The organism is Bradyrhizobium arachidis, assembly GCF_015291705.1.
In the GTDB taxonomy this organism is placed as follows: Bacteria; Pseudomonadota; Alphaproteobacteria; order Rhizobiales; family Xanthobacteraceae; genus Bradyrhizobium; species Bradyrhizobium arachidis.
Genome location: NZ_CP030050.1, coordinates 1,467,536 through 1,481,365, shown reverse-complemented (window position 1 = coordinate 1,481,365; position 13,830 = coordinate 1,467,536). Strand labels below are relative to the sequence as shown.

The window sequence follows — 13,830 nt, the reverse complement described above, 5'->3', positions numbered from 1 at the left end:
TTGGTCAAATGGGTCCGAGACGGAAGCGGGCCGCATCGCCCTGCCACGCCGTCGTGAGCACGGCATTCACGCCGGTGCTTTCGGTTTCCCTTATGTATGTTCCATCGTGTTCCCGGATTTGACGGATCGGGACAGAAACTTTACATTTCGGGACATCTGCTGGAATGGCTGGCACGAGCGGTTCACATGACCGATCTCATTCGCAGCGCAGGCTTGAGCTACTACGCGGAGGTCGCCCGGTCGGTCGGGCTCGACCCGAAGCAGATGATGCGCAAGGTCAGACTGCCGCTGGCCGTGCTCGACAAGCCCGATACCCCCATTGCCGTGACGAGCCTGCGCCGGTTGCTCGAATTGTCGGCAGAAGCTTCCGGTGCCGAAGATTTCGGCTTGCGGCTCGCCGAGCGCGGCGGCCTCACCAATTTCGGCGCGGTCGGCCTGATCGTGCGCGAGCAGGCGACCGTCGGCGAGGCCATCGCGGCGTTCTCGCGCTTCATTCATGTCCATCACGACGGCATGAAGCTCGACGTCATCAAGGACAAGCAGACGGTGACCCTCACCCTGCATCTGCGCGGCCGGCGGCCGACTGCGCCGCGACAGTCGATCGACATGGCGCTCGGCAGCATCCACCGCATCATCCAGTCGCTGTTCGGCAGCGACTGGCGGCCGCAGGAGGTGCATCTGCATTATCCGCCGCCGCATGACCGCAAGCGCTACCGCGATTTCTTCGGCTGCCGTGTGGTCTTCAATGCCGACGAGGATGCGATCCTGCTGTCGGCGCACGACATGGAGCGGCGGATCCCGAGCGCGCATCCGCTGATCGCGAGCTACTTGCGCAAGCGCATCGAGGCGATCGAGACCCGGCCGGCAAGCTGGGAAGGGAAGGTCGACGAGGTCGTGCGCAGCCTGCTCGCCAGCGGCGACTGTACGGTCGAGCGGGTGGCCGAGCATCTCGCCTGCACCCGCCGCACCATCCACCGGCATCTCGCCGAAGCCGGCACCAGCTTCTCCGCCATCCTCGATGCGCAGCGCGCCGATCTCGTGATCCAGCTGATCGACGATCCCGACCGGCCGCTGGCCGATATCGCCACGCAACTTGGCTTCTCCGCGCAGAGCGCGATGGCGCGCTGGTTCCGCGGCCGCTTCGGCTGCAGCATCACCGAATGGCGCAAGGGCGCGCGGCCGCTGGCGGCGAACGCAGCCTGACCTAGCGTGCCGGAGCCGGCACGCCCATGATGGCAAGCGCGCGCCGCGGGCTGCCGGCAAGCAACGGTCCGAACGCGACCGCAAAGCCGAGGAAGGCGACGATCCAGCCGCAGGCGGCGATGTGCAGCAGCACATCGCCATGCGCCGGCAGCACCACGGCGGCAACCCGCGCCAGCGCCGCGACGATGATCGCGACATAGATACCTTGCGTCGCCGGCGAGGCCGTCAGCGCCTGTCCGGTATGGCCGAGGCTCGCACGCGTCATCACAGCGAGCGTCATGGTCCCGGCTGCACCGGCCATCCAGGCGTGAATGCCCGCGCTCGGCGGCAGCTCGCCGAAGGTGGCCAGCGCATTCAGGATGAAGCCTGATGGCACGAAGACGTAGCCGACATGCAGGATCAGCAGCAGCCGCTCGCGCGTGGTGCGATCGCCGGCCCAGCGTGCGAGCCGAACCAGATGCAGCACGCCGACGAGCGCCATCGCGACGCCGGTGATCATGTTCAGCGGCGCCACGATCCACGAGATGAGCGCCAGCGCGCTCAATCCGATCACCGCGCCGTCAAAACGTCCGAACGGCACCGGCAGGCGGCCGGGATTGAACTTGACCAGCCAGTTGCGCGTGAAGCTCGGGATGATGCGGCCGCCGATCAGCGCGATCAGCAGCATCACCACACTGATGCCGACGCGGATGCTGACATCGGCCGCGCCCTCATAATGCGCTTCGAGATGAAAGGCGACGTTGCCCGCGAGCAGCACGAGCACCAGCACCACCACCGGCAGATTGCGCCAATTGCCGCCCGCGATGATCTCGCGCGTTGCGGCTGCGACGATCAGCGCCAGGAAGGCGGCATCGACGACGAGCGCGAAGGCCCAGCCGATCTCGGCGGACAACGTCACCGCGACACGTCCGGCAAGCCAGACCACCAGCAGCGCGCCGAGCGACGTGCCCTGGATCGGCAGTCGCCCGGTCCAATTCGGGATCGCGGTGAACAGGAAGCCGGTGATGACCGCCGGCAGGAAGCCGTAGAGCATCTCGTGGACGTGCCAGTCGCGCGGCGCGAAGGCCGAACTCACGGACAGCTCGCCATAGAACATTGGCAGCCAGGCCAGGATCGACAGCCCCGCCTGGATCGCGGCCAAAAGGAAAAAGGGCCGAAAACTGTTCGCAAACAGCGGCGAGCCCTGAAAATTACGGGATCGGGCGCCAGCCATGGGACAACTCCTGTGAATTCGGACCGTTGTCTGGAAAAATACTGCCGTCCGGCCGGCCCGTTTTGCGCTATCGCAAACTGCCTGACGATTGCAGGTGCCATCACACTCCCTGATGCCAAGGAGGCAGAATGGCCAAGGTCGACACATCGCTGGTTGCGCATTTGCCGCTATTCGCCGGCGTCAAGCCGGAGGACCTCGAGGAGATCCTGCGCGAGGCCCGCTCGGCGCGTTATCCCAAGAACGCCGCCATTTTCGAGCAGGGCGCGGACGCGCAATCCTTCTTCCTGCTGCTGCACGGCCATGTCCGCGCCGCCAAGACCACGCCGACCGGCGAGCAGATCGTGGTGCGCTATGTCGCGCCGGGCGAGACTTTTGGGCTCGCGATGGCGATCGGCGCCGCGCATTATCCCGCGACCGCGATGGCAGTCGACGACAGCGTGGTGCTGATCTGGCCGAATTCGGCCTGGCCGCGGCTGGTCGAGCGATTTCCCTCGCTCGCTGCCAACACGCTGCAAACCGTCGGTGCGCGGCTGCAGGAGAGCCATACCCGCATTTTGGAAATGTCGACCCAGCAGGTCGAGCAGCGCGTGGCGCATGCGCTGCTGCGGCTCGCAAAGCAATCCGGCAAGAAGCTCGACCACGGCATCGAGATCGATTTCCCGATCAGCCGCCAGGACATCGCGCAGATGACCGGCACTACGCTGCATACGGTGAGCCGCATCCTGAGCGGCTGGGAGAGCCAGGGCCTCGTCGAGAGCGGCCGCCAGCGCATCATCCTGCGCGACCCGCACCGGATCGTGCTGCTGTCGGAACGGACGGTGGACAGCGGGCCGGCGTAGCTCCTCTCCCTCTCCCCGTTCTTACGGGGCCGCGACGAGCTACGCTCGCGCTGGAAGGGTTGGGGTGAGGCGCTCTATCCATACGTGAGATCGCGGTGGGACCTGTACCCCCTCACCCGGATCGCACCGGACGATGCTTCGCATCGCCGAGGCGCTCCGACCTCTCCCCGCAAGCGGGGAGAGGTGAACGCCACCTCGAGCTCGGAAATTAGGGGTGAGGGCGCTTCCGCTTACGGCGAAAGACCGCCCTCACCCGGGAATTCGCGCGGCCCGCGCGAATTCCAACCCGCCTCACGCCGGCACGCAGTCGCACAGCGCGGCGAGGAATTTGTCCTGATCGATGCCGTGCTCGCGGCAGGCGTCCTCCACGGTGTGGAAGGTCGCGATCGGACAGCCGACACAGGCCATCCTGAAGGCGAGGAACACGCGGATCGTGTGCGGCGCCGTACGCATGATGTCATCGACCAGATCGTCGGATCGGAAAGGCATGGACAACTCCGTTCCGAAGTGACGATAGCGGAGCGGCGTTAGGCTTCTTTGCTGGAGCGCAAGCTGGGCTGTCATTCCGGGGCGCGCGAAGCGCGAGCCCGGAATCCATCGGGCGGCAAGTTATGCGGTGAAATGGATTCCGGGTTCGCGCCAAGAGGCGCGCCCCGGAATGACGGGGCTACACCGCCCGGCTGTGCAACTGCTTGCCCGGATCCAGATGCGCGTCGAACGCGGCGGCGACGCTGCGGACCAGGAAGCGCGAGTCGCTTGCGACTGCGAGACGGTCGCCGTCGAGCTTCACCACGCCGTCCGAGATCAGCGGCTCCAGGCGCGAGGCCGATTGCAGCATGGCCTTAGGCTCGGCGCCATGGCGCGCGCAGATGTCGCCGAGATCGGCACTGAACTCGCACATGATGCGCTCGATGATGTCGGCGCGCAGCCGGTCGTCGTCGGTGAGCCCGTAGCCCTTGGCGGTGGCGAGGCGGCCCGATGCGATGCTCTGCGCATAAGCGCCGATCTGCACCTCGTTCTGGACATAGCCCTGCGGCAGATGTCCGATCGCGCTGGCACCGAAGCCGATCAGGACTTCGCCCTTGTCGGTGGTGTAGCCCTGGAAATTGCGTCGCAGCGTCCGGTCCTCGAAAGCCACGGCCATGGCATCGTCGGGCCGCGCGAAATGGTCGAGGCCGATCTGCACATAGCCGGCTTGTTTCAACGCATTGGCGATCGCGCAGGCCTGGTCGTGACGGGCAAGACCGTCAGGCAGATGGTTCTCGTCAATCATGCGCTGATGCTTCTTGAAAGCTGGCACATGCGCATAACCGAACACCGAGAAGCGATCGGGCCCGAGCTCGAGCGAGCGTCGCACGGTGTCCAGACACGAAGCGACAGTCTGGTGCGGCAGCCCATAGATCAGATCGAAATTGATCCCCTTGATGCCGGCACGCAGAAGCATGTCGACGACAACAGCCGTTTGCTCATAACTTTGCACCCGGTTGATCGCGCGCTGCACGATGGGATCAAAACTCTGCACGCCGAGGCTGGCGCGGTTGACGCCGGAGAGCCGCATGGCGTCGACCATCTCGGCGGTCAGCGTGCGCGGATCGATCTCGACCGCGATCTCGGCCGACGGGAGCACGAAGAACGAATGGCGCATCGCCGCCACCAACTCCGCAAAGGCCTCGGGCGCCATGATCGTCGGCGTGCCGCCGCCGAAATGGATGTGCTCGACCTTGATGCGACGGCCGATGGTTTCGGCGACCTCTGCGATCTCGCTGCGCAGCGTGCGCTGATAGGCGGCAATCAGCCCGTCGCGGCGGACGATCTGGGTATGGCAGCCGCAATACCAGCACATCTCGCGGCAGAACGGCACGTGCAGATAAAGCGACGCGCTGGCGCCTGCGGGCAATTCGGACAGCCATCTTGCATAGGTGTCCGCGCCGATCGCCGGCGAGAAGTGCGGCGCGGTCGGATAGCTGGTGTAGCGCGGCAGACGTTCTTCGCCGTAGCTCGCTGCGAGATCGGTCCTCATGTCTTATCCATTCGTAAATCAATGCCGCGCCATGGCGCGGCAGGTCCCGGATGGCATTGGATTACCCGTTTCCGGATGAGCCACCTTGCGCTTGCTCAAAGTCCGAGCGCCGGATTTGGCCGATGATGACGTTTAATCATCGCTTCCAGGAGATAGGCCATGGCGTCGTTCGCGCTCGATCTCGTTCTCTGGCTGATCGGCATTCGCGGCCATATCCCGCGCTTCGACGATTTTCGTCCCGTGCCGGCCGCTCCCTCTGCCGGCGCTGGTCATCTCGTGCGCGTGCTGGCCGTGATGGCGGCGGTCTTCGCCGCGCTCTCCCTTGCGGTCTGGGGCACGGTCTGGATTGCGATCCATCTGCTCTAGCCCGCGCATCCACCCATTCACGATCAGACGCGACTGAACATGCGAACGACTTGCCGCTGGCGCGGCCGATGTCGCGCGAGTGTCGTCGTGTTCTCCACACCGCCGACATCGCCTCGGCAAACCTCTTAAGGAATTCACCGGAGCCGAATCCGGCAAAAGCTTGTCGCAGCGCAAACACGCTTGCGTAGATCGGCGCACACTGCATCCGTCATCAAAAACCCTTTCACATGAAGGATGCTTTCCGATGTTCACCCGCAGAGCCGCATTGATCAGCGCCGCCGCGACCGCCCTGATGCTCGCGACACCCGCCTTTGCTGCCAGCGATCTCAAGCTGCCGCGGCAGAAGGTCGAGCTGGTCGCTCCGCCCTTCGTGCACCCTCACGAACAGGCCACGACGCAAGGCCCCAAGATCATGGAATTCAAGATGACCATCGAGGAGAAGAAGGTGGTCATCGACGACAAGGGCACGACCTTCCAGGCCATGACCTTCAACGGCTCGATGCCGGGCCCGCTGATGGTCGTGCATGAAGGCGACTATGTCGAGCTGACGCTGGTCAATCCTTCGACCAACACCATGCCGCACAACATCGACTTCCACTCCGCGACCGGCGCGCTCGGCGGCGCCGAGCTCACGCTGGTCAATCCCGGCGAGCAGGTCGTGCTGCGCTGGAAGGCAACGCGCACCGGTGTGTTCGTCTATCACTGCGCCCCGGGCGGCCCGATGATCCCCTGGCACGTCGTCTCCGGCATGAACGGCGCAGTGATGGTGCTGCCGCGCGACGGGCTGAACGACGGCAAGGGCCACGCGCTGAAATACGACAAGGTCTATTATATCGGCGAGCAGGACATGTATGTGCCGCGCGACGAAAACGGCAAGTTCAAGTCCTACGACTCGCCGGGCGAGGCCTTCACCGAGACCGAAGAGGTGATGAAGAAGCTGATCCCCTCCCATGTCGTGTTCAACGGCAAGGTCGGCGCGCTCACCGGCAAGAACGCGCTGACGGCCAAGGTCGGCGAGAACGTGCTGATCGTGCATTCGCAGGCCAATCGCGACAGCCGTCCGCATCTGATCGGCGGCCATGGCGACTATGTCTGGGAGACCGGCAAGTTCTCCAACGCGCCTGAGACCGGGCTCGAGACCTGGTTCATCCGCGGCGGCTCAGCCGGCGCTGCGCTGTACAAGTTCCTGCAGCCCGGCATCTATGCCTACGTCACGCATAACCTGATCGAAGCGGCCGACCTCGGTGCCACCGCGCACTTCAAGGTCGAAGGCAAGTGGAATGACGACCTGATGACCCAGGTGAAGGCGCCCGCGGAGATACCGGCTCCCAACACCAACTAGAGACGACAAGGGGCCGGTCATCACCGGCCCCTTCTTCCTTTCGGGGGACGACCATGTTGATCGCATTCAAGCTGAAGTTAGCGCTGGCCTGCGCCGCTGGCCTCGCTGGGCCGATCGCTATGGCGCCACTGGTCTCGGACATGGCGGTGCACGGCACGGCGACGGAGCCCGCCATCGTCAGGGTCGCGCCGGGCAGCTTCGCCTATCGCGAGGCAGGCGACTTCGCCCGCGCCGGGCAGCAGGCGGAAGTGCCGCTGCGCGCACTGCGCTTCAACCGGCCGCTGCACATCATGCGGCACCAGGTCTCGTCATCCGACTATCAGCTTTGCGTGCAGGACGGCGGCTGCCGCGCGCTCGATCGCGGCGTCGCGATCGCGTTCGATCACCCCGTCGTGCAGGTGAACTGGCACGATGCCGAAGCCTACGCTGCCTGGCTGTCGCGCAAGACCGGCCACACCTATCGCCTGCCGAGCGATGCGGAATGGGCCTTTGCCGCGGGCTCCAGATTCAAGGACGACGGCGCGCCGGTGGACGCCGAGGACCCTTCAAAGCGCTGGCTCAGCCGTTACGAGCGCGAGTCCGAGCGCGACCTCTCCGACACCACGGCCTATCCGTTCGGCAAGTTCGGCGCGAACGAGCACGGCATCGCTGATATCGCCGGCAATGTCTGGGAGTGGACCTCGACCTGCTTCGTGCGCGCGCGGATCGACGAAGCCGGCAATGCCGGACGTCCGACCGTCAATTGCGGCGTGCGCGTCGCCGAGGGCGCGCACCGCGCCTACGTCACCGATTTCATCCGCGACGCTCGCGCCGGCGGCTGCGCGCAGGGCGTGCCACCCGCCAATCTCGGCTTCCGCCTGGTGCGCGAGGAGCCGTCGTGGGTCGCCAGCGTGTCGGCGCGCTGGGGCAAGGTGTGGGCGGCGAGGTCGTAGCGCGGCTCCTGCTGCAGTCATTTCCCGCGTAGCCGGGGCATGACAGCGTCAAGCGAGGAGGCGAAGCGCGATCAAATCGTCCGCGCGAACATGCGAAAGCCGGGGGCACCGATGATCGACTCGAACGCGGGATCGCGCTTCTCTTCAGCGAAGGCGAAACCGGCCTTGGCGTAAGCGCGCTCGGCAGGCATGTTGCCGATCAGGAACGATACGGTCGCCCGGGCAAACCCGGCAGCCCGCCCCTGATCCAGAGCATGCGCGATCAGCGCCTGCACCAGGCCGCGGCCACCATAGGCGGGATCGGTTGCGACATGCTCGATCATCCAGTCGCCCTCGCCGCCCTGAACCCAACAGGCGCGCGTGTAGGTACCGCGGCGGCGGATGGCGTCGAGCTCGGAAGCAGGGAGGCCGGTCGCGGAAGCGACCTCCTCGATCGCGCGCCAGGCCGCAGGACCGGTGCCGGCCGCGGGCACGGCGCAAAGCGCCGCGCCTGGCTTGCCATCGACCTCTGCGATCCAGAACTGCGAGACGTGCCACATCGACACTGCGCGCGCGACCGCGACGCGCGCGATGAAATCGAGGCATTCCGCTTCGGGCCAGCCGAGCGCAACGTCGAACCAGCCGTGCGGCCGGTAGCCGCGCATCGATCGCAGGATGGTCACTGCGATGAAAGCGGCGTCGTCGGGACGCGCAGACCGTATCGTCATGCGCGCCCCCTTCGCGATCGCCTTACGTATTCTTCAGCGCGACGCGGAATTCGGCTTCGGTCTTGGCCTTGACCTCGTCGAGCGTGACGCCGTCGGCGAGCTCGATCAGGGCCATGCCACCGTCGCCGTGCTTGTCGATAGTGAAGACGGCAAGATCCGTGACGACCATGTCGACCACGCGCTCGCCGGTTAGCGGCAGATTGCACTTCTTGAGGAGCTTCGAGCCGTCCTTGGCCGAATGCTCCATCACCACGACGACGCGCTTGACGCCGGCGACGAGATCCATCGCGCCGCCCATGCCCTTGACCATCTTGCCCGGGATCATCCAGTTGGCGAGATCGCCGTTCTGGGCCACCTGCATGGCGCCGAGGATCGACAAATCCATGTGGCCGCCGCGGATCATGCCGAACGAATCCGCGCTCGAGAAATACGAGGTCGAGGGCAGCTCGCTGACGGTCTGCTTGCCCGCGTTGATGAGGTCGGCGTCTACCTCGTCCTCATAGGGGAACGGGCCCATGCCGAGCATGCCGTTTTCGCTCTGCAGGCTGACGTCGACGCCCTCGGGGATGAAGTTCGAGACCAGCGTCGGGATGCCGATGCCGAGATTGACGTAGTAGCCGTCGCGCAGTTCCTTCGCGGCGCGCGCGGCCATCTGTTCACGGGTCCAGGCCATGTGAGTCTCCTGCGCTTAGGCGGCGGTACGCGGGCGGGTGTTGCGGAATTCGATGCGCTTCTTGGCCGTGCCAACCTCGACGATGCGCTTCACGAAGATGCCAGGCGTGTGGATGTGGTCGGGATTGAGTTCACCGGCCGGAACCAGATGCTCGACCTCGGCCACGGTGATCTTCGCGGCCGTCGCCATCATCGGGTTAAAATTGCGCGCGGTCTTGCGGTAGATCAGGTTGCCGGCGGTGTCGCCCTTCCAGGCGTGCACGATGGCGAGGTCGGCGAACAGGCCGCGCTCCATCAGGTACTTCTCGCCGTCGAACTCCTTCACTTCCTTGCCTTCGGCGATCAGCGTGCCGACGCCGGTCTTGGTGTAGAAGGCCGGGATGCCGGCACCGCCGGCGCGGATGCGCTCGGCCAGCGTGCCCTGCGGATTGAATTCGAGTTCCAGCTCGCCGGCGAGGAATTGCTGGGCGAACAGCTTGTTCTCGCCGACATAGGACGAGATCATCTTCTTGATCTGGCGGGTTTCCAGCAGGCGGGAAAGGCCGATGCCGTCGACGCCGGCATTGTTGGACACCACCGTCAGGCCCTTGACGCCGGACTCGCGGATCGCGTCCGACAGCTCCTCGGCGATGCCGCAGAGGCCGAAGCCGCCCGACATGATCATCATGTTGTCTTTGAGAATGCCAGAGAGAGCCGACTTGGCGTCGGGATAGACCTTGTTCATGCAAAAAACCTTCGACTGAACCTTGGGCTGGCAGGCGTCGCGCCTTATTGGCGGCGATTATTAGGCGAAATCCTCCGAAGCCGTCAATGATACGGGGTTCTCCGTTCAGGTCACCGGTGCTAGAAGCTGCCCACACCGTGGGCAGACCCGCCCGCGGCCTTGAAAGCGACAAGAAAACCGATCAAGTTGCGGGGGTTGGGAGTGGGTACGCAGGTTTCCCGGCCCGCCCTTCTGGCTCCAACGACCAACCCGACCAGGACATGCCATTGACCATGGCCCAAGGAATGAAGCGCCTCGGGACGCCGATCGCGGCGTTGCTCGGCGTCGCGCTGATCGCCCTGATCGCGACCTCATGGCTCATCAACCGCGACGCGCTGCGCAAGGCCGTGGAGGCGCAGATCCGCGACGTCACCGGGCTCGAGCTCAATGTCACGGGCAACATCGACATCTCGGTGCTGCCGGCGAGCTACATCTCCTTCCATGACGTCGGCCTGAAGGGCGGCGGCACCAGCGATCCCGCGCTCCATGTCGACGTGCTCACCGCCAATCTGCGGCTGCTGCCCCTGCTGCTGCAACGGTTCGAGATCGCCGACCTGACGCTGCTGCGGCCGCGCATCCATGTCAGCCTGAAGCCGGACGGCGAGAGCAACTGGACGCCCTTCATCCAGACCATCGCGCGGACCATGAAGCCGGGCGCCGACAACCAGGTCTCGTTCTCCGAGATCCGGATCCAGGACGGCGTGCTCAATTACGAGGACGCTGCCACCCACGCCACCGAGAAGTTCGAGGACATCGACCTGTCGCTGGCCTGGCCCTCGATCTCGCGCTCCTTCGCCGCGACCGGACAATTCGACTGGCGCGGCGAGCGCGTCGACGGCTCGATCAGCTTTTCCGATTTCGTCGCCGCCCTCTCCGGCGACCGCTCGGGCCTGAAGGCGCGGATCGCCAGCGCCCCGCTCAAGCTCGCCTTCGACGGCAGCGTCGCCAACCGCACCAGCCCGATGATGGAGGGCACGCTCACCATCGACAGCCCGTCCTTGCGCAGCGCGCTGCGCTGGACCGGCCAGCCGCAGCCCGGCAGCGGCGGCTTCGGCCGCTTCGCGCTGAAGGCGCGCGCCAACGTCGTGGGCGCCTCGATCGCGCTCACCAACGTCAATGTCGAGCTCGACGGCAACACCGCCGAGGGCGTCATGACCTACGCCAACAACGGAAGGCAGACACTGCAGGCGACGCTCGCCGCCGACGCGCTCGACTTCACGCCCTATATCTCCACCTTCCGCCTGCTCGCGAGCGGCGCGCGCGACTGGAACAGGCAGCTGTTCGATCTCAACGGCCTCTCGACCACCGACCTCGACATGCGCCTGTCGGCAGCAAGGCTGACGGTCGGCGCATCGAGGCTCGGCCGTACCGCGATCGGCGCCAATTTGCGCAACGGCACGCTGGCGCTTTCGGTCGGCGAGGCCCAGGTCTATGGCGGCATCGCCAAGGGCTCGTTCGGGATCGCGCGCTCCGACACCGTCGCCGACGTCAAAGCGCAATTCCAGTTCACCGATGTCGACCTCCAGGCCTGCGCCTCCGAGCTGTTCGGCCTCAACAAGCTGTCCGGCCGTGGCAACATCAACGTCTCCCTCGTCGCCTCGGGCTCGAGCCCGTTCGGCCTCGTGCAGTCGCTCGACGGCACCGCCACCGTGACCGGGCATGACGGTGCGATCGCCGGCATCAACGCCGAGCAGCTGCTGAAGCGGCTGGAGCGGCGGCCGCTGTCGGGCGGCGGAAATTTCCGCAACGGCTCGACGCCTTACGACAACCTCACCATCGCGTTGAAATTCGCCGACGGGGTTGCGACCGCCGAGGACATCCGCATCGAGGGACCGTCGGCGAAAATCACGCTGACCGGCACCGCGTCGGTGCCGACGCGCGAATACGACATGAAGGGCGTCGCGAGCCTCAACACGTCCTCGGGCTTCCAATTGCCCTTCGTGGTGCAGGGCCCTTGGGACGATCCCCTGATCTTCCCCGATTCGGAAGTCCTGATCCGCCGCTCGCCCTTCGCCGCGCCGCTGCTCAAGGGCAAGGACGACAAGAGCGGCGATACGGTGCGCTCGGTCATCGAGAAGATCACCGGCGTCAAGCGCCCCGCGCCGGCGGACTCGCCGACGGCCGAGAACACCAAAGAGAACGCGAAATCCAATTGAGGACGGATCGGCCGACATCGGCCGATCGGCTGCGAATTGATCCGGCCGAATTGATGCGGCGATTGGATCGATGCACGCATTAAGCATCTCATCCCGCCCGCGACCCCACGACCTAGGTCTGACAAGATGGCGCTAGATCGGCTCACCGCCATGCGCTAGTGTTTTATACGACCGGTTAAAAACTCCGGCCGTTTGAGGGAGAAAAACGTGAGATCCAAGGTTATTGGCGCAGTGTCATTGGCGGTCGCTGCGGCTGGGCTGTTTGCCGCCACTGCACCTGCCTTTGCGCAGCAGAAGACGATTACGGTCTGGTGGGGCAAGGGCTTCTACCGCTCCGAAGACGACGCGCTGATCGAGACGATCAAGAAATTCGAAGCCAAGACCGGTATCAAGGTCGAATTGTCGCAATACGCGATCCAGGACATGATTCCGAAGACGGTCGCCGCGCTCGATGCCGGCACCGTGCCCGATGTCGCCTATTCCGATTCCTATGACGTGCAGGCGCAGGGCAAGTGGGCCTATGAAGGCAAGCTCGAGGACCTCAGCGATGTCATGGAGCCGATCAAGGACCGGTTCGTGCAGAACACGCTGGATGCCTCGATCCTCTATAACGACGTCACCAAGAAGAAGGCCTATTACGGCTTCCCGCTGAAGCAGCAGAGCATGCATGTCGAGATCTGGAACGACATGCTGGAGAAGGCCGGCTTCAAGCTTTCCGACATCCCGACCGATTGGGCGGGCTATTGGACGTTCTGGTGCGACAAGGTGCAGCCGGCGATCCGCAAGGCGACCGGCCAGCGCATCTACGGCGTCGGCCAGCCGATGGGCGTGGAGTCCACCGACGCCTTCCAGTCGTTCTACACCTTCATGGACGCCTACCACGTCAAGCTGGTCGACGACGACGGCAAGCTGCTGGTCGACGATCCCAAGGTCCGCGAGAACCTGATTCACGCCCTGAAGGACTACACCGACACCTACATCAAGGGCTGCACGCCGCCGTCCTCGACCACCTGGAAGGATCCGGACAACAACGTCGCCTTCCACAACAAGACCATCGTGATGACCCACAACTTCACGATTTCGATCGCGGCAAAGTGGTTCGAGGACTCGCAGAACCAGGCGCTCACCCAGGAGCAGCGCGACGCCGGCAAGAAGGCCTATGAGCAGGACATCGTCACGGCGTCCTTCCCGAAGGCGCCCGATGGATCGACCATCCGCTACCGCTCCGACGTCAAGACCGGGCTGATCTTCACCGCGGCCAAGAACAAGGCCGAGGCCAAGCAGTTCATCAGCTTCCTGCTCCAGGAAGAGAATGTCCGTCCCTATATCGAGGGCGCGCTCGGCCGCTGGTTCCCGGTGACGAAGGAAAGCCAGGCCAGCCCGTTCTGGCAGGCCGACAAGCATCGCAAGGCGGTCTATGCCCAGTTCACCGGCGGCACCGCCGCGTTCGACTTCACCAAGAACTGGAAGTTCACCATTCTCAACAACGAGAACGTGTGGGCGAAGGCGATGAACCGTGTGGTCAGCGAGAAGGTCCCGGTCGACAAGGCCGTGGACGAGCTGATCGCCCGCATCAAGCAGGTCGCGGGTTAACTCGTCCTCACCTCTCCCCGCCTT

General features: G+C 65.0%; 13 protein-coding genes. 7 read left to right on the top strand and 6 right to left on the bottom strand.

Annotated elements, in window-relative coordinates:
• Positions 1-186 precede the first annotated feature (186 nt).
• On the top strand, positions 187-1,203 hold the full coding sequence (locus WN72_RS07235; protein WP_092216828.1) for an AraC family transcriptional regulator: 1,017 nt from the start codon (positions 187-189) through the stop codon (positions 1,201-1,203).
• A 1-nt stretch (position 1,204) separates the two neighbouring features.
• Here WN72_RS07235 and WN72_RS07230 read toward each other — a convergent pair whose 3' ends face one another.
• Positions 1,205-2,416, bottom strand: a complete 1,212-nt coding sequence (locus tag WN72_RS07230; RefSeq protein WP_027561003.1) for an NnrS family protein — start codon at positions 2,414-2,416, stop codon at positions 1,205-1,207.
• A gap of 128 nt (positions 2,417-2,544) precedes the next feature.
• Between WN72_RS07230 and WN72_RS07225 the strand changes: the two genes are divergently transcribed.
• Positions 2,545-3,255, top strand: coding sequence for a Crp/Fnr family transcriptional regulator (locus WN72_RS07225; RefSeq protein ID WP_027561004.1), 711 nt, complete (start codon positions 2,545-2,547; stop codon positions 3,253-3,255).
• 291 nt (positions 3,256-3,546) lie between these two features.
• On the opposite strand, the gene WN72_RS07220 is transcribed toward WN72_RS07225, so the two are convergent.
• Together WN72_RS07220 and hemN are read right to left on the bottom strand one after the other, a co-directional pair.
• Entirely contained in the window at positions 3,547-3,744 is a 198-nt protein-coding gene (locus WN72_RS07220) for a DUF1858 domain-containing protein (RefSeq protein ID WP_092216829.1), read from the bottom strand.
• Positions 3,745-3,922: 178 nt separating this feature from the next.
• Complete coding sequence (hemN, locus tag WN72_RS07215; protein WP_092216831.1) at positions 3,923-5,275, bottom strand: oxygen-independent coproporphyrinogen III oxidase; 1,353 nt, start codon at positions 5,273-5,275, stop codon at positions 3,923-3,925.
• A 159-nt stretch (positions 5,276-5,434) separates the two neighbouring features.
• Between hemN and WN72_RS07210 the strand changes: the two genes are divergently transcribed.
• From WN72_RS07210 to WN72_RS07200, 3 genes are all read left to right on the top strand, one after another.
• Entirely contained in the window at positions 5,435-5,641 is a 207-nt protein-coding gene (locus WN72_RS07210) for a hypothetical protein (RefSeq protein WP_027561007.1), read from the top strand.
• A gap of 244 nt (positions 5,642-5,885) precedes the next feature.
• Complete coding sequence (gene nirK, locus WN72_RS07205; RefSeq protein ID WP_092216832.1) at positions 5,886-6,983, top strand: copper-containing nitrite reductase; 1,098 nt, start codon at positions 5,886-5,888, stop codon at positions 6,981-6,983.
• A 53-nt stretch (positions 6,984-7,036) separates the two neighbouring features.
• Complete coding sequence (locus WN72_RS07200) at positions 7,037-7,915, top strand: SUMF1/EgtB/PvdO family nonheme iron enzyme (protein ID WP_092216833.1); 879 nt, start codon at positions 7,037-7,039, stop codon at positions 7,913-7,915.
• Between the two features lie 71 nt (positions 7,916-7,986).
• Here WN72_RS07200 and WN72_RS07195 read toward each other — a convergent pair whose 3' ends face one another.
• From WN72_RS07195 to WN72_RS07185, 3 genes are read right to left on the bottom strand one after another with little or no spacing between them, the layout of a single operon-like run.
• Entirely contained in the window at positions 7,987-8,622 is a 636-nt protein-coding gene (locus WN72_RS07195; RefSeq protein WP_092216834.1) for a GNAT family N-acetyltransferase, read from the bottom strand.
• Between the two features lie 22 nt (positions 8,623-8,644).
• Positions 8,645-9,295: a 3-oxoacid CoA-transferase subunit B gene (locus tag WN72_RS07190; protein WP_092216835.1), complete on the bottom strand. Its 651-nt coding sequence runs from the start codon at positions 9,293-9,295 to the stop codon at positions 8,645-8,647.
• Between the two features lie 15 nt (positions 9,296-9,310).
• The gene (locus WN72_RS07185) at positions 9,311-10,018 is read right to left on the bottom strand and encodes a CoA transferase subunit A (protein ID WP_018317833.1); all 708 of its coding nucleotides are present in this window, start codon (positions 10,016-10,018) and stop codon (positions 9,311-9,313) included.
• A 272-nt stretch (positions 10,019-10,290) separates the two neighbouring features.
• Between WN72_RS07185 and WN72_RS07180 the strand changes: the two genes are divergently transcribed.
• Together WN72_RS07180 and WN72_RS07175 are read left to right on the top strand one after the other, a co-directional pair.
• The gene (locus tag WN72_RS07180; protein WP_167380886.1) at positions 10,291-12,213 is read left to right on the top strand and encodes an AsmA family protein; all 1,923 of its coding nucleotides are present in this window, start codon (positions 10,291-10,293) and stop codon (positions 12,211-12,213) included.
• A gap of 207 nt (positions 12,214-12,420) precedes the next feature.
• A complete protein-coding gene (locus tag WN72_RS07175) occupies positions 12,421-13,806 on the top strand; it encodes an ABC transporter substrate-binding protein (RefSeq protein WP_092216837.1) in 1,386 nt (461 codons plus the stop codon).
• Positions 13,807-13,830: the final 24 nt, after the last annotated feature.

What these genes read in the sequence shown, in the direction of transcription:
- WN72_RS07235 (WP_092216828.1), top strand. Translation starts at nt 187, where the DNA reads ATGACCGATCTCATTCGCAGCGCAGGCTTGAGCTACTACGCGGAGGTC.
- WN72_RS07220 (WP_092216829.1), bottom strand. Translation starts at nt 3,744, where the DNA reads ATGCCTTTCCGATCCGACGATCTGGTCGATGACATCATGCGTACGGCG.
- WN72_RS07180 (WP_167380886.1), top strand. Translation starts at nt 10,291, where the DNA reads ATGGCCCAAGGAATGAAGCGCCTCGGGACGCCGATCGCGGCGTTGCTC.
- nirK (WP_092216832.1), top strand. Translation starts at nt 5,886, where the DNA reads ATGTTCACCCGCAGAGCCGCATTGATCAGCGCCGCCGCGACCGCCCTG.
- WN72_RS07190 (WP_092216835.1), bottom strand. Translation starts at nt 9,295, where the DNA reads ATGGCCTGGACCCGTGAACAGATGGCCGCGCGCGCCGCGAAGGAACTG.
- WN72_RS07185 (WP_018317833.1), bottom strand. Translation starts at nt 10,018, where the DNA reads ATGAACAAGGTCTATCCCGACGCCAAGTCGGCTCTCTCTGGCATTCTC.
- WN72_RS07230 (WP_027561003.1), bottom strand. Translation starts at nt 2,416, where the DNA reads ATGGCTGGCGCCCGATCCCGTAATTTTCAGGGCTCGCCGCTGTTTGCG.
- WN72_RS07210 (WP_027561007.1), top strand. Translation starts at nt 5,435, where the DNA reads ATGGCGTCGTTCGCGCTCGATCTCGTTCTCTGGCTGATCGGCATTCGC.
- WN72_RS07200 (WP_092216833.1), top strand. Translation starts at nt 7,037, where the DNA reads ATGTTGATCGCATTCAAGCTGAAGTTAGCGCTGGCCTGCGCCGCTGGC.
- hemN (WP_092216831.1), bottom strand. Translation starts at nt 5,275, where the DNA reads ATGAGGACCGATCTCGCAGCGAGCTACGGCGAAGAACGTCTGCCGCGC.
- WN72_RS07195 (WP_092216834.1), bottom strand. Translation starts at nt 8,622, where the DNA reads ATGACGATACGGTCTGCGCGTCCCGACGACGCCGCTTTCATCGCAGTG.
- WN72_RS07225 (WP_027561004.1), top strand. Translation starts at nt 2,545, where the DNA reads ATGGCCAAGGTCGACACATCGCTGGTTGCGCATTTGCCGCTATTCGCC.